Consider the following 23,525-nt stretch of genomic DNA (forward strand, 5'->3'; position numbering starts at 1 on the left):
TTGCAATCGCGTATTCGTGCATACTGAGGAGCCTTCGCAGCCAAGAGCCGTTAAAGCGCCGACTCAAATCTGATCGGAAACCGGGAGTTGCATTGCACGCAGACCATGAATTCTCGAATTCGCCGCGCTGGCGGTTTCGACGGATGTTGCCATCGGAGATAAACCAAGATCCGATCCAGGGAGAATTTTTTACCTCCTCTTCCGATCTGTCAGAGAGGCTAGTTCGGGAATCGATCCAGAATTCATTGGACGCTCAGCACCAACAAGAGCAAGTCCACGTGTGCTTTACCTTTAGCGGCCAAGAAAACGCGCTTTCACCAAGCGAAGCGGCGCCTTATCTCCGCGGTCTTGCACCCCACATTCAAGTGGATCCGGATGCGGATGCATCTGAATTGACCGCTATCGCGGCGGCGCGCGACCTTGTAACCGGGCCGATGCCTTGGTTGTCAGTAGAAGACTTCGGCACGACTGGCCTCACTGGCAACATTCGGGCCAATGGTTCAAACGAAAGAGGAAATCATTTCTGGGGGTTTTTTAGGAGCATTGGTATTTCCCCAAAAGGCGAGGACGACGGTGGCTCGTGGGGCTTAGGCAAATGGGTTTTTCCGGATGCATCGTCGATCAATGCATATCTTGGTCTCACTAAACGAGTAGGTGAGAACGAATCCTATTTGATGGGTATGGCGGTATTGCGTACACATCATTTGGACGGGAATAAACATCCGCCGTACGGGCAATTTGCAACGGAAACTAACGAATCTGACGACGCGTGGTTACCGTTGCCGATAGTTGCACCTGGGGATTCAGAATTCAATGCGCGGGCCGTTGTGGATTTCGGTTTAGCAAGGTCTGAAGAACCAGGATTGTCAGTAATCGTGCCCTTTCCAAAAGAGGAGCTTTCACCGGGGGCAATTGCTCGAGCAGCCATCGTAAATTTCTTTTTGCCAATAGTACGTGGGGACCTTTGCGTCGAGATCCGTTCTCCAAGTGAAGGAAATTTCACCATTAACGCCGAAACGATTTCGGCCGAGGCCCTGAAAATGCCGGCACTCGAATCCTCGGACGCGCATGATGAAGAATCTGTGGCCTCGATTTCTGGGGTAATTCGGTTAGCGAAGTGGGCAATTTCCCTCGAAGCATCTGATTTCAATCAGCTTCACGTGCCGACTCGCGCAAATGATGCACTGGACATTCTTGACGTGGAACCCTTACGCGATCGGTACGAACGCGGAGAGCGACTCGCATTTGAATTCGGAATTCATGTACGTCCGAGGAGCTCGGGCACACAAATCAAGTCTGCCTTTCACGTTTTCCTCGAGAGAGATGATGGTCTTGGTAGTGGCCACGACTATTTTGTTCGGGGCCATCTCAATATTCCGCGCATGAATCACATACGACGCTTTAAATCGCGTGTTTTGTTGACGGTGGCGGGAAAATCTGATCTTGCTCACATGCTCAGGGACTCCGAGGGGCCAGCTCATGTGTCCTGGAATCCACATGAACAACGACTCAAAGATCATTGGATTGGTGGATATAACCGTGTTCAGGAAGTGCGACGCGCCGCGTTGTTTCTACTGAATCGATTTGCTGAACGTCCTGATGAAAAGCAATATGACGCCCTAGCTGATCTTTTTCCGGCCGAACCTGAAAACATTGGTCGAAATCCACCAAATAGGCGTAGGGGTGTCCAACCGCCGCGCCGACAGGTTTATCAGACTCAACCGCAGGCCCTTGTCGCGACACGTGTCGGAAACTCTTTTTCGCTTTCCGGTCCACCAGACGCCCAGTTAGTTGATTCTGAATGGGAACTTCAATTTGCATATGACGTCGTGAGGGGGAATGCATTCAAGCTGTTCGACCAGGGCGTTCGAAATGGAGTGCCAGACTTCGCAATAGCGCCAGGTGATGTTGAAGTGAATGCGAGATCTGCGTCAATCAAACAAATTGCCGAAAACAAGTTGCAATTCCAAATAACTGGCGACGACTTCCGCATTGACATTTCGGGCTTTGATCATCGCGATTTGATCCTCGATGCGAGACCGATTGAGATCGTGAGCCCTTAGTGAGGAGTCGGCTAAATAGCACCGGGCGGAGGCGAATAACGCGCAATCACGCGCAAGTTGGCATCAGGTTGGCTCCCGAGGGCGAGGCGCCGGTAGTTGATGTCACGCTTGAGTTGTCATCCTATGATTTCCCAAAAAACGCCCTGGTGCGTGTTGAGGCATGGCGCAGCAATTCAGTTCAGCGCTGGGAATACGGCACCGTTGGGGCAATAGAGTCGCCGATTGGGGAAGCCAGCAAATTGACCGATGTTCCTACTTCTGCTCAATTCCGAGTTTTAGTGGTCGCCGGAGACGATTCGGGCCTGTTGTTGGGTCACGCGCCCAGCATTCGCCCAGTGCTTCCAAGACGATCACTGTTGCCCGTTAGGGAGACCAATGAACTGGGGGACGAGGTTTGGAGAGTCGACTTTGGCGATGGATTGGATAGCCCTGAGTTGCTCGTCAATTCATCTGTAGTAGGGATAAGTGAGATTGTCCGGAGTGATGCGACGTTCCGTTCGCTTGTGATGCCTGAAATCTTGCGGAAGGTATTGCACCACATAGTTGTAGTTGGATGCCATGACCCCCATGATGATGAAGGTCCATGGGGCGGTTGGTTTGCGATCGCCCGCACGCACCTGCCGAATGAAGACCCGCCTACATTGCGATTCGATGAAACCTCCGAAGAAGAGATTTCATCTGCAATTCAATGGATTGATCGCGTCGTTGCTGCATTTGCGGATTCCCCGCTGGACGCAGTTGATGTGTACAACGCGACGATTTCGGGTCGCTGAGAATGAAAAACGTAGACAAGATCCAGGCGCTATCTACGCTGCGAGAACTCCGCGACGAGTTAGGGCAAGAAAATGCGCCTAGGCGGGTCAATTTACGTGCTCATATTCCCCAAAATTCACCTGCGTGGAAGGCGTTCATTAAGGTTGCTGGAGTTCCAGGACGCAAAGTCCGTCGCAACACCGTAATCACGCGGGTAAACGCAACGATCGATTCACTTACAACTGAGCTTCTCGATGGTGCCTCGGAAGATGGACCGCAAGTTTCGAGAAGAGTACGTGTATCGGATTTCGGCCGTTCGAGAAACCTGGCCAATACCTCAGGGGTCAACCTGGAATTGCGTCGCTTGACCCCCGCTGGAATCACGCTTGCTCGTGAATTCTTGTCTGACTTGCGGGATAAGCCATCAGGTGCTGTCACCCCGCCGCAAGAGCTATTGATCGACGAGGAATTCGCGGCTCGATTTGCCGGAGACATACGCTTAGAAATGCGCGGATTCAATTCGCGGCGTGAAGCCGCCGCGTATCTTTCCCCCATCCTTCAGCCGGTTTCACACCTAATTGCTGATCATTCCGGTGTTTGGTCATGGATCGGCATGCTTTATTTCCCCGAAACAGTTGCACGCGAAGACGGCGCCGTTAAGCTGTCGCCACTTGATGAGACGTTCGTAGTAAATCGCGAAGATTCTTCAACCCGCTCGTATCAATTGCGGTATCGGCATTATCTCTGGGGCGCTTGGAGGCTCTATTTGCAACACGGCGAGCAAGCAGATTTCTTGCTTGACAGGCCATTGACTCAGTGGGGAGATATCGAGGAACGCTGTTTTGGTTCCACCCGAATCTTCAATTCGATCGGCGTCGTTGATCTGATATTGCGCTTGTACACACATGGCTCGCAACAAAAACGAGGGTTTTCTCGGAATCGTGCCGGCCTTCGCCACTTGATCAGGGTGTTGGCGCAATTGGAACGCACGTTCGATGTCTACGGCATGGATTCGGACGCATTGCTTCGCATTTTGCCAGCGGAATTTCGGCAATGGGAAACCCAACAGACTCGCAGCCCTGCGAGATCTGCGGCACCTGGGTTTTGAAGTGCAATCCACTTTTTTGGCCCGATTGCGAATTAGCAAGCGCCGCAGCTCTTAAACCTGATTGCCAGAACGAGTGCCCACTTTCGAAGCGGGTCGGCCTCTCCCAGGTGGAGGTACTTGGGAGAATCGGGCCGTTCATTTGCAACATTCGCATTGAGGACCTTCGCAATTCGCAGAATCGGCTGACAAAGCTTCCGCAACATGTTCGAAACAAATGCGATGCGAACTACCTGGCAGCACCTTTCGAAGCCATTCTGTTGGCGATTCCCGCGAGGCGCCGTAGATTCGCGGCTCCATATTTCTCGGCGACTAATCTCATTCGTTGGATTCGCCGGTTGGAGCTAGCGCGAGGACGAGACATATTGGTAATTATGTCTAGCGTAAGTCCTCGACCCAAGTGAAATCAAACTCACTGAGGGAACTGATGACGTAATCGGCGGCTGAGATGTCTAGTCCGGCAGTTGATTCAGTTCGTACAGCTACAGAAACCATGCCGGCAGCCTTGGCAGCGGCAATGCCGCGCGGGGTGTCCTCTATTGCAAGGCAGTTGCGAGGCGAGACGCCGAGCTTGTTGGCTGCAAGCAAATAAAGATCGGGTTCAGGCTTTGAAGCAGAAACCATGTCCGCGGTTGCAACAGCTTCAAAAAATGTGACGACGCCAATCCGGTTGAGAATGATCTCCGTCCACCTAGTTTTGGACCCAGTCGCCAGACCCACGTGCACACCCTTGCTCACCAAGCATTCGAGTAGCCAATGTAATCCCTCGGATGCGGTCGTTTTTGCGGAGAGGATTTCGGCAACCGCTTCATCGTAGACGCGAATCCACTCCTGGATGCCGCCGCCTAGATCGAATCGGTCGATCACGTATTGCCACGTAAAGGCAGTGCTGCTGCCGATGACGGCGCGGTAGTCTTCGGGCGCAAGCGCGATCCCATGCTTGGAAAGCACGATATCCATCGCCTCCGCATAGAGTGGCTCGCTATCGGTGATTACGCCATCCATATCGAAGATGACGGCTCGTTGAATCTTCAAAATCTTCGACCAGGGGGCGCGAACAGTGTCCAATGAATTTGATCGTGATTCACATATTCGATATTGCTTTTGGGCCGAACCCCGAGCCTTCAATGGGGTTTGTCAATCGCGTGAATCAGACGATGACGACGTGGCAAATCGCGGCAATCAACGCCCCAGTTGGACCCTGGAACACTTCGGGAACCGCGGTTGAACCAGCGTGAAGTGCTTGATCAATTCACCTCTGAAGTGTGTACCTGGAGGGAGACGCATGGGCGGGCGAGACACCGGTAACCCTGGAGCGAATTCGCTGTCGATGTTGCAGAGGACGAAGTCCCCGGGCTGATTGACCCCTTGATGCATCCGCCGAAGTCATTGACGATTTGGACGCGTTGGGCCCACCGACTCACGTCTTCCTGACGTGCAATTGACATCTTCGACAAACCCTAACTTGCCGTGAATTCCGGGGTTGTGAAGCCGTTCTGCACGAAATTGGAGTAGTGGATTCTGCGAATGCTCTCGATGGCACGTTTGTTAACGGTGATGAATATTGGACAACCTTGCGAGTCGTCCACGCCTGGAGCCCGGTACTTCGGGGTACGGTCATGGCTGATTAAGTAAAGTCGGAGGCCATGGACACTCCTGACACCGCGGAGCTGGGGTCTAGCGGCCTTCGCGTGCCGCGCATTGGAATAGGAAGCGCCGCCTTGGGCGGGCTTTACTACTCCGTGGATGAAGACGAAGCCGTGCGCACCGTGAGGCGCGCGGTAGAGCTGGGAGCGAGCTACGTCGATACGGCGCCCCTTTATGGCCATGGACGCAGCGAGCGCATCGTTGGGCAGGCGCTGTCGCCGCTGGCCAGGGGCGACTACGTGCTCTCCACCAAGGTTGGGCGAGTCCTAGAACCAGTGAGCGCCCCCTCGGCCTCGGACTACTTTGTGGACTTGCCGCCGTTCGAGCCGGTCTTCGACTACAGCCGCAGCGGCGTACTCAGGTCACTGGAGGAGAGCCTGGAGCGCATGGGGCTCGACAGCGTCGATGTCCTCTACGTCCACGACCCGGACGAGGGCCGCTCCGTATTCCACGCCTTTTCGGGCCCCGACCACTACCGGCAGGTCATCGACGAAGTGCTGCCCACCCTGAGCGTACTTCGCTCGCAGGGCGTTATCCGCGCAGTGGGCGTGGGCATGAACGGCTGGCAAATGCTGGCCCAGTTCGCCCGCGACGGCGACTTCGACTGCTTCCTGCTGGCGGGCCGGTACACGCTGCTCGACCAGTCGGCCCTACCCGAGTTTCTGCCGCTGTGCGAAAGCAAGAACATCAGTGTCGTGATCGGCGGGCCCTATAACAGCGGCATCCTGGCCTCCGATCTGTCGCTCGGCGCGACCTACTTCTACGACCAAGCCCCGCCTGCGGTGCTGGAGCGAGCCAGGAGCATCAAGGCGATCTGCGACCGCTACGGCGTGCCGCTGAAGGCCGCCGCGCTCCAGTTCTGCCTGGCCCACCCGGCGGTCGCCTCCGTGATCCCGGGCGCGCGGTCGGTGGAGGAGGCGGAGGAGAATTGCGAGATGGTACTCGTTCCGATTCCCGCCGACATGTGGGCGGAGCTGCGCCGGGCCAGACTGATACCGGCGGACGCGCCGGCGCCGACAGGGTAAGTCGGCAGTGAAAGCGTTCGCGATGACGCTGGGCCTGAAGAGCGATCCCGGCGTGGTCGAAGAGTACACGCGGTATCACCGCGCCGTCTGGCCAGCGGCGTTGTCAGGACTGCACGATATCGGCATCACGAAGATGAAGATATTCCTGCACGGCCACAGGCTCTTCATGTACCTGGAGGCCGGCGACGACTTCGACCCGGCTCGGGACTTCCCCAAGTACATGGAAGACCCCCGCGCAAAGGAGTGGGACGAGCTGATGCGCGGCTTCCAGGAGCCCGTCCCGGGCGCCAAGCCGGGCGAGTGGTGGGCCGAGATGGAGGAGGTCTTCGACCTCGACTGGTAGGGGAGGGTCCGCCGCGCCGACAAAGTCCGGCGAAAACTCCATCTACAGCCACCACCACCTCTGCGACACGGGGGCTCTGGCATTTCCGTGGATGCCACCAGGCCCGAATGCGATCCGATTTCCGGGGGTTCCCAAGAGTCGACCAATTGGAACACCTACCTTGAAGGCGTCACTTGGAGGGCTCGGTCGACGGTTGCGTTTCTCCTGCGCCAATAGACTTTCGGCGTGAAGATAAATGTTCTCGGTGGAACCGGCCAACTCGGTTCAAGAATCATCGATTCGCTCCTGCGGGCCGGAGCCAGACCTGAGCAATTGGTCATCAGCTGTCGCAACGAGGCGAAGGCGCGGCGGTTCGCCGAACTTGGAATCGAAATCCGGTATGCGGACTACGACGTTCCCGAATCTCTCGCACCGGCGTTTGACGACACCGACGTGCTAATGCAAATTCCGAGCATGGCCCCCGTCGAAGACCGAGTAATCGAGCACGACCGCATCCTGGCGGGAGCGAAATCAGCCTCGGTGCGCAGGATCGTTTTCAGCAGTTTCAGCGCTGCTCGAACCGACTCCCTGTTCTTGATTGCTCCCTACCTTGTTTACGCCGAAACCAAGGTCAGACTCTGCGGGATTGATTGGACGATCTTGCGGAACGGCATGTACCTTGACCCCCTTGCCGATTGGGCGCCGGAGCTTGTTAAACAAGGGCGCCTGCCATACCCGGTCCAATCGGGGCGCGTTGCGTACATTTCACGCGACGATTTGGCGAGAGCCAGCGCCAGCGCATTAATGCAGGACGGGCATTCCGGGCAGGTGTACGAGTTAACGGGGCCAGAGGCAGTGTCAATGCCGCAACTGGCTGGGGCCCTTACCGCAGCTACCGGAACACCCATTGCCTTCGATTGCGTTTCCGAGTCCGAGTTCGAGGCAATTTGCCGTGAGGACGACATCCCGGATGAGATAGTCGCGATCCTTGCGTCAATGTACCGAGCTGTCGATCACGGCGAATTTGCCCGGGTAACTGATCACGTGGAACTGCTCTCCGGCGCGCCCGCGGAGTCCGTCGAAGCGCACTTGCAACGCGCCATCGGTGTTCCGGGCGGGTAGCAGCGAAGATCGACACAGCCATCGCCCCAAGCGTGTGTGATTGCCAGCCGAACCGGTGGCATCGAACCGGCTTGCCGTTTACTTGAGGGTTGCGGCTAGCGGCTTTCCATTTCGCGCTGCTTGATTGACAGGCCCCAGCCCCGCTCGAACAATGGGTTTTCTGAGCCTCCCGGGACATCTGTCAAGCTCTCTTCCACTGCCCGCATCGACGAGGGCAGCTCAATCGGCAGACTCCCTGTCGGGGGGTCGATGCCAAAAACCGCGTCGAGAAGGGCCGTGTCATCGCACGTAAACGAGGCCAGCAACGCCGCCGCCTCGCGGGCGATTTCAGGGAAGACTGCCGGCCGATCCAGGCGGATGTCGACGATGGTCGGTACGGCGCGGCAGACCGCCAGGACTTTCGACAACCGGCGCCGCTGGAATGCCAGCGAACCCTGGGGAATAAAGTACTCGAGCAGGTACCTGCTCCATTTGAATCGGCGTGGTGAAACCAAGCGCAGGACCGCGATATCGGCGTTCTTCGGCGACTTGACCACTGTCCCATAGCGCCGCGACACGTCGGGATCGACGCCTTCCAGATAGAGCTTCACCGGCCCTGACACTGGCAGCGCCGGACGATCTCCGGCAGTGTTGCTGGACCGGTTTTTCAATAGCACCAGGCTCCGCTTTTGGGCCCGTTTCCCGGCCGCCACCAGGTCGGCAGTTCCTGTCCTTTCTGCGGCCGCCTCCGCGTCCACGTACGGGTTCTCAAACAACCCGAGTTCGAATTTGACCTTCAATATCCGCCGCACCGACTCGTCAATGCGCGATTCCGGAATGCGGCCGTCGCGGACCAGTTCCGTCACTTGAGCAGGGCCGCAGTCGCCGCCGAATTGATCGACTCCCGCTTCGATCGCCTTGGCGTACCGTTCCTTGGTCGACAGGTGCTCGACTCCCCAGGCCGACGCTTCTTTGAGCCTGAGCAATCCGAGAACGCGGATGGATTCCACGGTCATCCAGTCGCTGCAGACCACGCCGTCGAAGCCGAGCCGATCGCGAAGCAAGCCGGTGATGATCTCCGAGTTGAACGCCATTGCGACTTCTTCAGATGTCTGACCGCTGGGAATCCCGTAAGAGAGCATCATTTGCTGCGTGCCGGCGGCGATCGCGTCGCGAAACGGGCCGAGATGGTATTCGAAGTTGTCGCCGGGGTAGAGTTGGCGCCTGCCGGAGCTGAAATGCGGATCCAGGCCATCCCCGGCCGGCCCGCCGCCCGGGAAGTGCTTGACCATTGCGGCCACGCTGGCTGGATTCAGGCCGTCCGCCCCTTTTTGGAGTCCCCGCACGAAGGCGGCAACCAGTCTGCCGGCGAGTTCGGCGTCATCGCCGAAGGTGGCTCCGGATCGTCCCCACCGCGGTTCGGTGGCCAGGTCTGCCATCGGGCCCAGCAACCCGCGCAGTCCGATCGCCGAAAATTCGCGCCGCACCGCGTCGCCGAAGCTCTCCGCCAGCCCTTCGTCGCCGGCCGCCGCCAGGCCCAGCTGCGAAGGCCAATGGCTGAAACCTTCCTGCTTAACTCCGCAGGCGGGGTTGAATCCCGGCGCGTGGCGGAGATCGGAACTGAACGTTATCGGGATTCCGAGGCGGGTCCCCTCGGCGATTTCCTGCAGCCGGTTGTGCCAACGGGCGACGGCAACGGGACCCGGGGCCATCATGATGTTGAAATGCCGAATATTCTGCTGGACTACCAGTTCGGTTGAAGGGGCAATCTTCATCGGGTGGAAACCCTCGACGACGCCCCCTTTGCGGCCGATCGGGATCCCCGGATGAAAAAGCAGGCCGGATTTCTCCTCCAGGGTCATTTGCGCCAGGAGATCGCCGACGCGGTCTACAACAGGCACCCGTGAGTCCTCATACGGGTCCAACCTGCCGTTTCCGTTCAAGTCGCGGTATTTGTGCCCCTGAACAATGCGCGGCCGGTCCCTGTGACCGTTTTCGAATGCGGCTCCGTCGCCTTTCAATTCCGACAATGAAACCGTCCCGCCCGTGAGTTAGCACCCAATCGATTTGCCGCTCGCAGCCCTGTTAGCCGCTCGGGCTTAGTAGATAACCAGCATCTTCCGTTAATGGTGATTAAACGGTACGGCTGATGCCGCCGGCTACTGTGCTGCCAGGGAGCATCCTCTCCATCCTTCATCAGCACTGGCGCGAGGCTTCGGAACCAGGGAATGGGCCGGTTTATCGACCGCACCGCTCCGGTTGAATCGGCACTAGGAGGATTTAGCTGTGGTTCGGAAAAACGCTATTCGACGGTGCGGAAGACTTCGATCCGGTTACCTGAGTTGACCACCACCGACATGAATCGTTGAATGTCGTCGGCGGTGATTTGGCCGAGCACCTGCAGCCGCTGTTCCGGCGTGCCGGGAGCGTCGCCGAGGTGGCGGCGGCGCAGCAGCGGGGCGACGATCTCACTGTTGCTATCGAGTTGATAGTCATCGCGTGCCACCGATATGGCCTGGGCGAGATCGGTCTCGGTGGGTCCGTTGGCTCTCAGGTCCTCGATTACCGCGATGATGGTGGCCAGGCTCTCTTCAAGTACATCCGCTGCTCCGGTGGCCTGGATAACGACTTCCCAAGCGCCGGTTTGGATGGCGGGCGAAATAGAACTGCCGATTGAATAGGTTTCCCCGAGTCCTTCCCGAACGGTGACGTCGAGCAGATCGTTGATGAGGTTCTCGGTAACGTCCCCGGCGACTAGCGATTCGACCGTGACCGGCAAATTTCCGCCGAATGCAATGTTCAGGCCGGTTTCACCGGAATCGGCGGCAACCGGGATGGTTATCCGCTGGACCCCGGCCGGGAACCCTGGATTGTGATCCACGAACGAATCGGAGGCGCCGGACGGCAGCGTTCCAATGTACCGGGTTGCCATTTCAGCCACGGTTTCCCGATCGACGTCGCCGACCACTACCACCACCAGGTCGTCAACGTCGCCGAGCCGCATCTTGTAGAGCTCGAGCAGGGAATCGGGCGTGGCGGCGGCGATTTGTTCGTTGGTGGCAACGAGAGTGAACCATGGACTGTCCTGATAAACAGCGGCCCACATTGAAATCGCCGCAATCCACCCCGGCGAGTTGTCGGCGGCCGTCCTGCGCGTCTGCATGCTCTGGATCTGTTCGTTGGTCGCGACCTGGGAGATTCGCGGCTCGGTTACGAACAGATGCAGCAGGGCGAACAGGTCTTCGAGGTCGTCGGGGCTCGCGGAACCCGTGAATCCCTCGGTGAACTGGGAGATGTAGGGGCTTAATCGCGCGGTTGTGCCGGCAAGGTATTCATCCAGTTGGGTGGCCGAAGCGTCGCCGACACCACTTGCGGCCACGGCCGCGGTTGCATGGAAACGGATCGCGGAGCTGCCGACCGGCAGCAGCGACCAGCCGCCCAAGCCCTGCGCGGTGACGTTCACTTGGTTGGCAGCAAGGTCGCTGGGAACGAAAACGACCGTGGTGCCGTTTCCGAATACCCACTCAAACGCGCCTTCAAACGCCGCCAGTCCACCCTCGCCGGTCGGAGCGACCGGATCGGGCGCGACCATAAGCGATTCGATCGCCGGTTCGGTTTCCGGCACCGACACCGGAATTACCGCGTCGATCGCGGCCTGGAGCTCGGCTGCGGTCGGCACGTTTGCTGGATCGTCGCCCAAAGAAACGACTAGTGGCGGCGCGTTGTCCAAAATCCAGCGCAGGTGCGCCGTCAACTCCTCGACCGTAAAGGTACCCAGAAGAGCGCCGAGGCGAGCCACCCTATCGCTGGTTGATTCGATTCCCCCGCCACTCGTGAAATGTGAAACCATGCGACTCGCGTACGCAGAGCTTTGCGTAGTCTCCGCCCCCTCGAGCGTCGCTTCGAGACCGGTCCGCCACGCAAGGGCTGCGCGATCAAGTTCGTCCTGGGTGAACCCGTAGTGCGCGGCGCCTTCAAGAACCGAAAGGTAGTCGGTCGTGGCCTGCTTCAGATCGGGTCCGCGCAGGTTGGTGCCATACAAGCGCAATCCGCGCGCCTGCTGCCACAGCGCCATGAACGGTTCGCTGGCCTGAGACATCAGCCCGGCCTGGAACGCCTTGTCGAGGCGGATTTCCAGCATCTGTGCGATGACTCCTTCCATGAAGCGCAGGCGATCGCCGCCCACGGTGCTTGCCGGCCAGGCGGGGAGCTGCCAGTCGATGGACATCGAAACGAAGCCGAAGTCCGGATCGGTCACGACGTCGGTGAAGGGTTCGGTTATGAAGTCCGCGGTGAAAGCGTGTCGTACGGGTTGGGCCGGTATCGGATCGGAAGGCTGCGCCAGACTGCCGAAATACTGTTCGACCATCCGTTCCATATCGGTAACGGGGAGGTCCCCGACGATGATCACCGCCGCATTGTCGGGCCGGTACCAGGTTTCATAGAACTCCCGGAGGTGCGCCTCGGTGATTGCGTTGTTCGTTTCCTCGTTGCCTCCAATCAGCATTCCTTCATAAATGCTGCCGGTGTAGTAGATCGCGTTGAGGTATTGCGTGATTCGGCCATTTGCGGATTCTTCGGTCAGTCGGTACTCGTCCAGCACAATTCCTCGTTCGGCCTCGACGTCTTCGGGTCGCAACGTCGCGGCCGACAGCCATTGCGACAGCACTTCGAAAGCAAGATCCAGCGCTTCGGGGTTGTCGAGCAGGAAGTCGAACATGTAAACGGTTTCGTCGGCGCTGGTGTAGGCGTTTAGATCAGGGCCAAAGTCGGTGCCGATGCTGCGCAGTGCTTGGATGAGATCGTTCTTGGAAAAACGCTCGGTGCCGTTAAACAACATGTGTTCCAGGTAGTGGGCAACGCCGTCGGTGCCCTCTGGATCCAGAATCGCGCCGGCGTTGACGACAAGGCGCATTTCGACACCTTCGACAGGCGTGTCGTTGGACCGCAGGTAATACGTCAGCCCGTTGTCTAGCGTTCCGATGAGGATCTCTTCATCGACGCTCAAGCGGGTCAGGTCCGCGTCGGCCGGCTCGTAGTCGTTGAACTCACCTAGATCGAGTCGGTCCGAGTCAGGCTCTGGCTCCCCGGACTCTTCGTCAGAAGGAGATACCTCGACCTGCTCGGGGGCAGGAGCTAGTTCGGCTGACTCGGGAGGTTGGGAGTCTGCGGGTTCGGGGCGATCCACCGGTTCCGTGGTATCGACGACCGGCGGCGCTGCGGTCGGTTCCACGGCAACCCGCTCGTCTTCAGTCCCGAATGGCGCGCACGCGGTCACCATCAATCCCAACGTCAAGGCCAACGCCAAACCGGCAAGTGCGGAAGTGCGCCGCAGGCGGCGTAGGGAGGCCACAAGGTCAGCGTCGGAGCGCATTATTTCTGAATCTCTAGCGTCAAGGCGACTGGACATGGAGGTGTCTGCAACGATCGGAATACTACCCCGCGATAGGCCAATTTTGGCGCGGAAGCAGATGATTGGCGCCATACCGGGCCTGCGCTGCTGACTGGATCCGAACCAAAGTGCTTGAACCCTTGCGAGGTGCTTGCTCGACTATTCCCTGGCGTTGGGTGTCAGACCGCTTCGGCCCTCGCGGCCACCAATTGCCGCCCGTCCAAGCTGCGGATATGGCCTGCAAACACGAGAACACCTAGGACTATCGCCATAAAGATGACTGCGCCGAGGCCGATTGCGACGCGTTCATCGTACAACTCCGCCACGGCGCCGCCGAGCAGCCCTCCGAGCGGTATGAGACTGAAGGTGATGCCGTGAATGCCCATCACGCGGCCCCTCAGCCGGTCCGGAACGCGCAACTGGAGGACCGACATCGAAGTTATCAGGTAGAACGAACTGAACATCCCCATGATCAATAGGGACACCAGCGCAACCGGGTACGTTGGCGCCAGCGCGAATCCAAGAACCAACAGCCCGAAAAGGAAACCGCCCCCCAACATGACTTTTCCTGTATGGCGGCCCCCCTGAATTCTTCCAACGACCAGAATGCCTACCACGGCACCGACACCGGAAATCGTGAACATCAACCCCAACCCCTCAGCGCCCACGTCGAAACGCTTGGCAAATAACGGCATCAGTTGCACGTGTTGGGTCCCGAAAAAGTGGTGGGCGTAAGTAAGAGGAATGATCACCGCGAACAACGGGTCCTTCGCGATGAACTTCACGCCCTCCACCAGATCCCTCACAGCGTTGCGGCCGGATGGGGGGACTTGCACCGGAGTCTTGAGGGAAAGCAAGACCAACGCCATCGCGCCGAATCCCGCCGCTCCTCCGATGAACACCGCGCCAGTACCGAACATCCGGATCACAAATCCGGCAATGGCCGGCGAGATCACCCTGCCCCCGTGCCACAAGATTGAATTGAGCGCCACCGCGCTCATGATGTGCGCCCGCCGTATGAGCGCCGGAAAAAAGGCGTTTCTGGTCGGCCATTCGAGGCCGAATACCAGCCCCAGCATGGCACTGATCACGACCACGTGCCATATTCGAACAGCCTCGGAAATCACCAGCAAAGCCTGTAGGGCCAGCAGCATCATCACCATGGTGGACGTGATGACCAAGAGCATCCGCCGGTTGACCCGATCCGCCACCACCCCTCCGAACGTGTTGACCGCGATCGTGGGCAGCGCCGAGGCGGCGCCGAGGTAGCCGAGATCGATTGGCGAACCGCCAAGCTCGTTGACGATCAGCCAGCCCTGCCCCACGATGATCAGCTGAACCGAGCCGACGGAGGCCACCGATCCCAGCCAGTAACGCCGGTAGGCAGGCTGCGATAACGCGCCCATGCGCTGTGTCAACGCGTCGGTATTTAGGAAACCAGAGAGCGATGCCAACGAAAGCTACATCCAGACGGGTCAAACAGGTGGTGAAACGCTACCGGGCCAGCACCGTTCCCCTTGGAACGAAACCGTTCCCACGACGGTTCCCGCCCCCCGATCTGGAGATTCCTCGTAAACCTGAACGGCCCGCCTGCGGTCTCGGCGTATTTTCCGCGGTTGGCTTTCGGTATCAGAGTTGCAATGCGAAGTTTGATCTCATCCGTGGACAGCGCCAAACCCCTACGCATTGGGGTGTCGTCATCCTGGACGAACTTGAATGGCGCGCCGATTCTTGGCTTGGTCATTCCGGTCGGCCAAACCGCCGCAATGAGGCCCGTCGGCCTTTCGGTACCTCGGATGCTGAACGGCACCCCGGGCGCATCCGTGATCTAGGCGATGTTTGCCACCCCCGAGCTCTCCCGGTTGCAGGACCTGGTTGCGTCTGCCGGAATTCGAACGACCGCGCGGTCGTTGCCCACCAATTGCGACGTTGCTCAGTTCAACGCCGCCAAGTCCGCGCCTCGGTCGCCGATCGAGGTACCGGTTGCAGCCGGATTAATCCAACAACACCCCGCGGATCGCGCGACCATATCGCTGGTAAAGGAACCCACCGGCGATTAGCATCACGCCCAAGCCGATGAAAGCGGCGACTCGATACGCCTGCGCCAATTCGAACGCGTCATAGGCGAATAACTTTATGACCGGCACCGCAAGCAGTCCGAGGCCGGCCACTCGCAGCCAGTAAGTCCGGAACGCGATGCCCAGTATGATCAATACCGCCGCGTACGCCGCCCATAGACCGCTCAGGGAAAGACTCACCACCTGCCCGGCGATTTCGGGGTCGACCGCGAAATATTCCCTGTCGAACGCGTCCACGATCTCGCCGCTGAGGGCGAACACGGTAAGGCCGTTTGCCGCAACCAGCAAATACCGCCGGAATCGTTGGTCTGAGGGATGGGGATCGTCGGCCTGCCGGCTACTGATCAACAAGGCCGATAGGTGCATCCCCGCGACCGCGGCGGCAAAGGCCAGGAAGTGCCAGTTGGCAACCGGGTGGTAGGAATGATCGGCGCCGAAATATATTTCGCGCCAGTCGTCGGCGGAAAAATCAAACACAACAAGCTTCAAAACGACGATGGCGAAGATCGCGCCCGCCGCCCAGCGCAAATTCGGCCTTGAATGCATGTAGGAGACCAGCATCAGCAGCGCCGCCTCGACCGTCCAGGCCGTCGTTACCCAGACTCCCTCAAACTGCACCGGAATTGCGATGGTCAACAGCACTATCGCTATCCCCAGCGAAACCCGTCCCAGCAGCTCCTTTTCCGGGTAGCGCAGCAGGATACCGAACCCGTTCAGGGCGTAGAAGACGGCCAGCGCAAGCGTGAATGCGCCCATCCAGGGCCGGTGCACGTCGAACAAGATCTGATAGCTGATCGCAAGGAACGCGACCGCATTCAGGACGATCAACGCCCAGTCGAGCGGTTCCGGGTCGCCCGTCCTGCGCAGACACAAGAGGTTCGACGCGCCGGCAAACATCAAAAAGATGACTGTTATCCCTGTCTGCGCCAGGGCCAGGCCCGGATCGAATTCGTCGTACCAGAACCCGAATAGCACCAGTGAACCGACAAAGGCCAGGATCGCAAGCCAGCGCCAGTCGCGGTAATAGGCCAGCGCCAGGACGCCCAGATCCAGGACCACGACGTAAACCAGGAGAACCCACAGATCCTCAAGCCTGTCGGCAAGGAAAAGCGGCGTTGCGAATCCGCCCAGCATCGCGAGGACCGCGACCGCCCGGGATGCGTGGCGAATCGACAACCCCGCCGCCGCCGCGGTCACGAGGCCGGCGAGGAAGAGAGCTGGGACCGGAGCGAAAAGGTCGTAAAGGGAGTAGCCGGCAAACACCGAGAGGTAGAGGATCGCCACCCCGCCGCCGGTGACGGCCTGGGCCCACGCCGGGTAACGCCGCGACCAGAATTCGCCGCCGCCCAACAGCAGCACGCCCGTCGCAAACCCCAGCACGACCCGGCCGGTCTCGCCGATCCAATCGTTGTCGAAAGCCAGTTTGAGGAAGAAGCCAACTCCGACTATGAGCGCCAAGATGCCGATTCGGGCGAGCCAGTTGCCGCCCAGCAACCACTCCCAGTCCCTGGACGCGTCTTTTTCGTCGGCCGTCCGGGGAGCGGCCGGTGCCGGGCGCCGGGATCGCACCGCCTCCGCCGTCGCGGAACCGCGCCGATCGGCGCCTGGGGCGCCGGCGCGTCCGGCCGATTCGGTCGCCGAAGGGGCGACCCCCGAGGTTGTGTTCTCCAACGCAAAAATGCGCCGCGTTTGGCGGTTCACCTGCGACTGGAGTCCGGTAACCAGCGACTGCAATTCGCTTACTGCCCGCCGCAGGTCTTCGTCGTCGGCGGTGGAGGCCGGTTCCGCGGCAAATTCGGGCAATTCGGTGCCGCAATTCACGCAATACTTGGCATCGGCGGACGACGCCTCGTGCCCGCAATTTGAGCAGTGCCGTTCGATCATCAGCTTCTTCCGGCGGCCCGCCTCATAAGACGCGTTTCGACGACGTCGCCGTCGTGCGGCCTAAACGGCCGCGCCACAGCTGGCGCAGAACTTTGCACCGGGGTCCAGGCTCGACCCGCACTGGGCGCAAAATCGGGGTTTGTCAGCCTCTCGTTCGATCGGTGGAGCGTGCGCTACCGGGTCGATCGGGGGCAAATCCACGGTGCCGGATTCGGGAGGCGGAGACAGCGGGTCGTCGCCAAAGCGGTTGGGTCCGACCGTCCCCGGGAGGGCACAGAGCACCAGGGGCAGCAAAGATGCGGCCAAGCCGGCCAGCAGGCCGAAGAGAAGAATCACCGCCAGGGTCACGAACTCGGCGTCCTCGAAATCAAATTCCGAGAAGATATCTTCCCCAGCGAACGCCAGCACGAACCCCGCTACCGCCAGAACGATGATCGCTACACCCGATACCAAATACGACAACAGCCACCAGGCCGAACGGCCGGTGTCATGCAGGCGGCGGGCCGACACCGCCAGAAACGGTGAAACCAGAAGCAGGAATAGGATCCCGGGCAGAAAAATGCCCACTACCCACTGGGCAATGGTTGCGCAGAGGAAGAACCACCAGAATTCGGACCGCGAAGCTCTGCCGCTGAAATCAAAGTACTTCTGGAAGCAAGTCCGAATCGAGTCAACCAGCGTCACTTCAGCACCCTCCGCCGTACCTGATCCAACTCGCCACGACCCCGCCCGACCCGCATTTGCACACGCGGATTGCACGCACGTTTCGCGCGGATGCGCGTTCACGTACAACGATAGCTTTGCCCGCGCAGCGGAAACCTGTGTTGGGGTCCCGATGGTGCGCCCGAATCGCGATTGACCCTGGAGCCAGCGACCGCTTGAAAACGTATGGCCGAAGCACAGTTTGGCGTGATCAAACTCATATGAAGGGTGCCAGTCCCCGCGTTGCTGGCAGCTGCACGCCCGGCGAGGCGCTCAGAGTGCGCCGGACCAGCAATCAGACCCCCGGAGCAGATACCGATGGAAAACTCGCACCGATTCGAAAACCTGACCTGGCCGGAGGTCAACGACGCAGTCGCCAACGGCCTGATTCCAGTCCTGCCGGTCGGCACGGTTGAACAGCACGGCCCGCACCTGCCCCTGAAGATGGACCTATGGTCGGCCGATTCGGTGGTTGACGAAGCTGCGCGGCGCCGGCCCGACCGGCTACTGGCGATGCCGGTCATCCCCTACGGTTACACGACCCATGTGATGGACTTCCCCGGCAGCATCACGGTCCACCACGAAACTTTCATCCGCTACGTCGTCGATGTGATCAAGAGCGTCGCCTACCACGGATTCAAAAAAGTGATCGTCGTCAACGGTCACGGCTCCAACGTTCCGCCGCTGGACTTGGCCGCCAGGCGGGCAATGATTGAAACCGACGCCGTGGTATCGATGACCAGCTGGTGGTCGCTCGTGACGGTCGATCCGGGCTTCGCGGCCCAGTGGCGGGAATCGGAATTCCCGGGCGGCTGCGCGCACGCATGCGAACTGGAAACATCCCTCGCGCTGCGATTGGATGAGTCCATGGTTCGGAAGGACTTGGTCGAGAGCCACCAGACGTGGACCAACGCCCAGGGATCCAAGTTCGAATCGGTCGACATTTTCGGATTCGGGCCCGTCGCGGTAACGGGCTGGACAAGCACATACACGGAAACGGGCGTATGCGGGTCGGCCGAGTTGGCGACCCGAGAAAAAGGAGAACTGCTTTTCGAGGAGGCAGTTTCCAGGTTGGCCGAGTGGGGAGACGAGTTTCATGCTCGCCAGTACCCGGCCAGGACCGACCATCACGCCGCACCGCCGTCGATTCCGGTTCCCGGCTAGGCGGCCAAATCGCGCTTCCCCATTGAATCCGAATGCCTGACCGTTGGCAGGAGGACGGCCGGCCGCCGCTCGCCGGCGGGCCGGGCCCGCGATTTCTGTGCAACGCGCAGCGGACAAGGCAGATCGGCAGGATATGATTTGTCGGCTCGTGCGCGGCTGATTGACGTTGGCACGATGTCCGGATCCCGTATCAATCGATTACGGCTGACGCTCCGAATTCCGCACCGGCCGAAAAGCCCATAGACACCGCGGCTTTGACTGCCAACCTCTCCTGGTATCGCGCCACTTTGCTGTTGGGGCTCGCCGCGGCAATCGCGCAGGTGGCGTTGGGTGGAGTGGTACGGGTCACCGGGTCCGGCGACGCGTGCCCCGATTGGCCGCTGTGCCACGGCCAGATAATTCCTCCCCTCGACTTGAACATCTGGCTTGAATTCAGCCATCGCCTGTCGGCCTCGGTATTGGGCGTACTGGTACTGATAGCGAGCGTGCTGGCCTGGCGCCAGGTGCCGAGATTCGGAACCTCGCTGCTGGCGATCGGCGCGGCCCTGGTGTTGGTGGTGGCGGCCGCCCTGCTGGGCGGATTGACCGTTCTGACCGAACTGTCCTGGTGGGCGCGGCTCATCCACCTGGTGCTGGCCGAACTCGTCGTCGCCTGCATCGCCGTCGCTTGGCTCGCCGGGCCTAGGGAATTGCGGTCCGTCGATGAGCCGCGGGCCGGATCCAAACTCGACCGGACGGTGGGATTGGCAACCCCCGCCGCGCTGCTGTGCGTTATCGTTTTTGGCTCGTACATGGTCGGCTTCAACTACGGCGCCGCCTGCACTAGTTGGCCGATGTGCCAGGGAACGCGGATCCCCGAGGGTTTCGCCTTCATCGCGAACATGACCCACAGGGTCACGACCGCGCTTATTTCGTTACCGGTTTTTTGGCTGTGCTACCGGGCCTGGGTTCCGGGACCCGGAACCCGTCGGGCGCGCTGGATCGCGGTGCTGGCGGCCGGCTGGATGACAGCTGCGATTCTCCTGGGGGCGCTCATGGTTTGGTTCAACTTCTCGGCATTGCTGAGATCGCTGCACCTGGTGACCGCGACCCTCCTCTGGGTCTCGCTCGTGGGACTGGTCGCGGTCCTATTCGACCCCGCCCGGTTTCGAGCCCGGATCTTGGTTAAGTGACCGGCGGCAGATGTTGATCCAGGCCTTTCCCTTCGCCGGGCACCTGCGCGACTACATCGCGCTGACCAAGCCGCGGATCATCTCGCTGCTGCTTGTTACCGCCATCGCCGGGATGGTCGTCGCGGCCCAGGGGTGGCCCGATCCGATCACGTTGCTGCTGGTGACCCTCTGCGGGTACCTGGCCGCCGGTGGAGCCAACTCGCTGAACCACGGCGCGGAACGGGATTTGGACCGGAGCATGCGGCGGACCAGCCGACGCCCGGTCGCCAGCGGCCGGGTACCGCCCCGGCACGCGATCGGCTTCGGAATCATCCTCAACGTCCTGGCGTTCGCGATCCTGGCAACGTTCCTGAATCTTTTGACCGCCGTGCTCGCTCTGAGCGGCACTCTGATCTATCTGTTCGTGTACACGTTCGGGCTCAAGCGGATCACTCCGCAGAACATCGTCATCGGAGGTGCGGCCGGCGCGGTCCCTCCGCTGGTAGGCTGGGCGGCGGTAACCGGATCGCTCGAACTGCCGGCGCTGGTCCTCTTCGCGATCATCTTCATCTGGACGCCGCCCCATTTCTGGGCCCTGGCGCTGTTGATCAAGGACGATTACGCGCGAGCCGGATTGCCCATGCTCCCGGTCGTGGCCGGACCGGCGGCCACCAAGCGACAGATCCTGATCTACTCCTTCGTGCTGGTGGGCGTGACGATCGCGTTCGCCTTCACCGGCGTCGTCGGATCCATGTACCTGGTAATCGCGTCGGCATCGGGGGCGGGCTTTCTCGTGTTGGCGCTGCGCCTGGCCAGGTCCGAAGGGATAGAGGGTGCCAAGTCCTTGTACCTCTATTCGATCGCCTATCTGGCGGCGGTGTTTCTGGGCGCGATGCTGGACGTTCTGGCGGGCGGCTTTCTCGCCGCCTGATCGTGGTGCCCGACCCGGTCTGAGTTCGCACCGAGCGCCGGGCCCCCGAGCATCTGCGAGCGAATCAGTCGCCGTCGGCCAGACCCCAGAGCGCGTCGGCCAGGACCCGGGCACCGGCGACAAGATGCCCGGGTTCGGCCGATTCGGATTCGTTGTGGCTGACGCCGTCGCGGCATGGGACGAATATCATGCCGCTTTCGCAAACGGCGTGAAGGTTCCGGGCATCGTGACCGGCCAGCGAATAGACGCTGTGCCAGGCCAGCCCCAGGCGTTCGGCGGCCGTGCTCAGCCGCCGCTGCATGCTGACGGGAAACTCGATCGAGGGCGTGCTGGCAATCTCGCCCACGCTGACCGCGCAGGGACCGCGAGCGCGCTCGCAGCAACCGGCGATGGCATCTCCGAGGTCGGCCAGCACCGCGTTCACGGGATGCCGCAGGTCGATCGAAAAATAGGCCTCTTCCGCCACAACCGACGGTGCGTTCGGACTAACGTTCAGCAGGCCGACCGTGAACATCAAGTCCTGGGGTTCGTCCATCAGTGCAGCAAGGTCGGTAATCATCCTCGCCGCCGCGAGGACCGCGTCGCGGCGGTCCCCCCGCGGGGTCGTGCCGGCATGGGACGCATTCCCGGAAACGGTTACCCGAAACCGGCGGCTGCCCTGCATCCCGCTCACCACGCCGATCGGCACGTCCTCGCGCTCCAGGACCGGCCCCTGTTCGATGTGGGGTTCGATGAAAGCATGAATCGGGAACCCCAGCGGCCTCGATTCGACCCCGGCGTCGGCGGCCAGGATCCGCGCAACTGATTCCCGGACCGTCTCACCTTCGGCGTCGGTCACGGCCAGAATTTTCTCCAGCGGGCGCAAACCGGCGAACGCCTCTGACCCCATCAATCCCGGGGCGAATCGCGAACCCTCCTCGTTGGTCCAGGCCACGACTTCGATGGACCGCCGCGGCCGCAATCCACCTGCGGCCATCGCAGTTACCGCTTCAAGCGCCGCCAGAACTCCAAACGCACCGTCGAACTTGCCGCCGGTGGGCTGCGAATCGATGTGCGATCCGGCGAGCACCGGCGCGGCATCCGGGTCGCTTCCCTCAAGGCGCAGAAAAAGGTTTGCGATCGGATCGTGAAAGGCGGTCAATCCGGACTGCCGAGCCCAGGCCAGCAGTACCTGGCGGGCGGCGATCTCGACGTCGGACAACGCCGGTCGGTTAACGCCGCCGCCTGGCGTTGCGCCGATCTCGGCGAGCTGCATGTGCCGGTTCCACAACCGCTGCGGGTCGATCAGCCGGGAAGCCGGACCCGATCCCGGCGCGCCCGCTTGATTCACGAAGTGCGCATGATCTGGTTGGGATCGGCGCGCGGGTCGCGTTCCCGCCAGCCGCCCGCCTCGACCGAGGCGAGGAATCCCGCCAGCAGGCGGTTGAAGAGCTCGGGCTCCTCGAGGTTTATCGTATGCCCGGTCTTGGGCAACACGGCCAGTCCGCAAGCGGGGATCGTTCGCTTCAGGAAAATCCCCGGCTGGAGGCAGTGGTCGTCTTCATCCCCGCTGACGATCAAAGTCGGGGCCGCGATTGCCCCGAGATCTGCTTCGAGGTCGTAAAGCGAGGGCCGCCGGGCCTGGACGCCGCGCATCGTGTTGGCCGCTCCCAGCTCCGAGTGCCTGGCCAGCCGCTCGGCGAATGTCCGCCAGCCGCGCGGATCCTTTCCCTGGAACTGGACGCGCGAAGCTCCCTCGGCGTAAACGGGGGCAAATTCAGCCGCGCCGCGTTCGAACCCGCCGGCCACCAATTCCGAAACTTCGCGGAAGTACTCTTCGTGCTCCTTTTCGGCGCCGTAGCCGGTTCCCGCCACGACCAGCGAGCGGACCATGCCGGGATGCCGAATGGCGGCGTGCAGAACCGCGAATCCACCCATCGACAACCCAACCAGGTGAGCCGGTTCGGCGCCGGCGGCGCCCAGGACGGCGACGATATCGTCGGCCGCCCGTGCCTGCGAGTAGGCTTCTACGCTTGGCGGTACGTCCGAGGGCGGGTAGCCGCGGGCCGCGTAGGTGATGCAGCGATAGCGCCCCGCGAACGCTGATACCTGGGGTTCCCAGCTCCAGTAGCTGCCGGCGAATTCGTGCACGAAAACCAACGGATCGCCGCAGCCTTCTGATTCGTAGTAGAGGCGGACACCGTCGTCGGTGGTGGCGAACGGAATGG

The 23,525-nt window shown here is 60.7% G+C and carries 17 protein-coding genes; 9 read left to right on the plus strand and 8 right to left on the minus strand.

Translation table 11 applies throughout. The annotated features are described in order from the left end of the window. Nucleotides 1–92: 92 nt before the first annotated feature. From F4X41_00435 to F4X41_00445, 3 genes are all read left to right on the plus strand, one after another. Nucleotides 93–2,063 carry a hypothetical protein gene (locus tag F4X41_00435; GenBank protein ID MYB15493.1) on the plus strand — a complete coding sequence of 657 codons (1,971 nt, stop codon included), beginning with the start codon at nucleotides 93–95 and terminating at the stop codon, nucleotides 2,061–2,063. 68 nt (nucleotides 2,064–2,131) lie between these two features. Next, a complete protein-coding gene (locus tag F4X41_00440; GenBank protein MYB15494.1) occupies nucleotides 2,132–2,836 on the plus strand; it encodes a hypothetical protein in 705 nt (234 codons plus the stop codon). Between the two features lie 2 nt (nucleotides 2,837–2,838). Further along, nucleotides 2,839–3,924, plus strand: a complete 1,086-nt coding sequence (locus F4X41_00445; GenBank protein MYB15495.1) for a hypothetical protein — start codon at nucleotides 2,839–2,841, stop codon at nucleotides 3,922–3,924. Nucleotides 3,925–4,299: 375 nt separating this feature from the next. On the opposite strand, the gene F4X41_00450 is transcribed toward F4X41_00445, so the two are convergent. Continuing rightward, nucleotides 4,300–4,989 carry an HAD family phosphatase gene (locus F4X41_00450; GenBank protein ID MYB15496.1) on the minus strand — a complete coding sequence of 230 codons (690 nt, stop codon included), beginning with the start codon at nucleotides 4,987–4,989 and terminating at the stop codon, nucleotides 4,300–4,302. A gap of 578 nt (nucleotides 4,990–5,567) precedes the next feature. Between F4X41_00450 and F4X41_00455 the strand changes: the two genes are divergently transcribed. The 3 genes from F4X41_00455 to F4X41_00465 all read left to right on the plus strand — a co-directional run bounded on the left by F4X41_00455 (nucleotide 5,568) and on the right by F4X41_00465 (nucleotide 8,037). Continuing rightward, nucleotides 5,568–6,593, plus strand: a complete 1,026-nt coding sequence (locus tag F4X41_00455) for an aldo/keto reductase (protein MYB15497.1) — start codon at nucleotides 5,568–5,570, stop codon at nucleotides 6,591–6,593. Between the two features lie 7 nt (nucleotides 6,594–6,600). Beyond that, a complete protein-coding gene (locus tag F4X41_00460; GenBank protein MYB15498.1) occupies nucleotides 6,601–6,936 on the plus strand; it encodes an L-rhamnose mutarotase in 336 nt (111 codons plus the stop codon). 225 nt (nucleotides 6,937–7,161) lie between these two features. Then, on the plus strand, nucleotides 7,162–8,037 hold the full coding sequence (locus F4X41_00465) for an SDR family oxidoreductase (GenBank protein ID MYB15499.1): 876 nt from the start codon (nucleotides 7,162–7,164) through the stop codon (nucleotides 8,035–8,037). A gap of 95 nt (nucleotides 8,038–8,132) precedes the next feature. Here the strand turns inward: F4X41_00465 and F4X41_00470 are convergent, their stop codons facing one another. From F4X41_00470 to F4X41_00490, 5 genes are all read right to left on the minus strand, one after another. After that, nucleotides 8,133–9,878, minus strand: coding sequence for a glycoside hydrolase family 3 protein (locus tag F4X41_00470; GenBank protein ID MYB15500.1), 1,746 nt, complete (start codon nucleotides 9,876–9,878; stop codon nucleotides 8,133–8,135). Nucleotides 9,879–10,318: 440 nt separating this feature from the next. Then, nucleotides 10,319–13,501 carry an insulinase family protein gene (locus tag F4X41_00475; GenBank protein MYB15501.1) on the minus strand — a complete coding sequence of 1,061 codons (3,183 nt, stop codon included), beginning with the start codon at nucleotides 13,499–13,501 and terminating at the stop codon, nucleotides 10,319–10,321. Between the two features lie 86 nt (nucleotides 13,502–13,587). After that, nucleotides 13,588–14,862 (minus strand): MFS transporter, encoded by a 1,275-nt coding sequence (locus F4X41_00480; protein MYB15502.1) that lies wholly within the window; start codon nucleotides 14,860–14,862, stop codon nucleotides 13,588–13,590. Nucleotides 14,863–15,402: 540 nt separating this feature from the next. After that, nucleotides 15,403–17,370 carry a DUF2339 domain-containing protein gene (locus F4X41_00485; GenBank protein ID MYB15503.1) on the minus strand — a complete coding sequence of 656 codons (1,968 nt, stop codon included), beginning with the start codon at nucleotides 17,368–17,370 and terminating at the stop codon, nucleotides 15,403–15,405. A gap of 60 nt (nucleotides 17,371–17,430) precedes the next feature. Next, the gene (locus tag F4X41_00490) at nucleotides 17,431–18,054 is read right to left on the minus strand and encodes a DUF805 domain-containing protein (protein ID MYB15504.1); all 624 of its coding nucleotides are present in this window, start codon (nucleotides 18,052–18,054) and stop codon (nucleotides 17,431–17,433) included. Nucleotides 18,055–18,390: 336 nt separating this feature from the next. Between F4X41_00490 and F4X41_00495 the strand changes: the two genes are divergently transcribed. From F4X41_00495 to F4X41_00505, 3 genes are all read left to right on the plus strand, one after another. After that, nucleotides 18,391–19,236, plus strand: a complete 846-nt coding sequence (locus tag F4X41_00495; protein ID MYB15505.1) for a creatininase family protein — start codon at nucleotides 18,391–18,393, stop codon at nucleotides 19,234–19,236. A 254-nt stretch (nucleotides 19,237–19,490) separates the two neighbouring features. Then, the gene (locus F4X41_00500; GenBank protein ID MYB15506.1) at nucleotides 19,491–20,408 is read left to right on the plus strand and encodes a hypothetical protein; all 918 of its coding nucleotides are present in this window, start codon (nucleotides 19,491–19,493) and stop codon (nucleotides 20,406–20,408) included. 10 nt (nucleotides 20,409–20,418) lie between these two features. Next, complete coding sequence (locus F4X41_00505; GenBank protein MYB15507.1) at nucleotides 20,419–21,318, plus strand: protoheme IX farnesyltransferase; 900 nt, start codon at nucleotides 20,419–20,421, stop codon at nucleotides 21,316–21,318. Nucleotides 21,319–21,382: 64 nt separating this feature from the next. On the opposite strand, the gene F4X41_00510 is transcribed toward F4X41_00505, so the two are convergent. Both F4X41_00510 and F4X41_00515 read right to left on the minus strand, forming a co-directional pair. Then, entirely contained in the window at nucleotides 21,383–22,573 is a 1,191-nt protein-coding gene (locus tag F4X41_00510; protein ID MYB15508.1) for a hydantoinase/carbamoylase family amidase, read from the minus strand. Nucleotides 22,574–22,644: 71 nt separating this feature from the next. Further along, nucleotides 22,645–23,523: an alpha/beta hydrolase gene (locus F4X41_00515; GenBank protein MYB15509.1), complete on the minus strand. Its 879-nt coding sequence runs from the start codon at nucleotides 23,521–23,523 to the stop codon at nucleotides 22,645–22,647. Nucleotides 23,524–23,525 lie beyond the last annotated feature (2 nt).

It is taken from the genome of Chloroflexota bacterium (assembly GCA_009840625.1).
In the GTDB taxonomy this organism is placed as follows: domain Bacteria; phylum Chloroflexota; class UBA11872; order UBA11872; family VXNJ01; genus VXNJ01.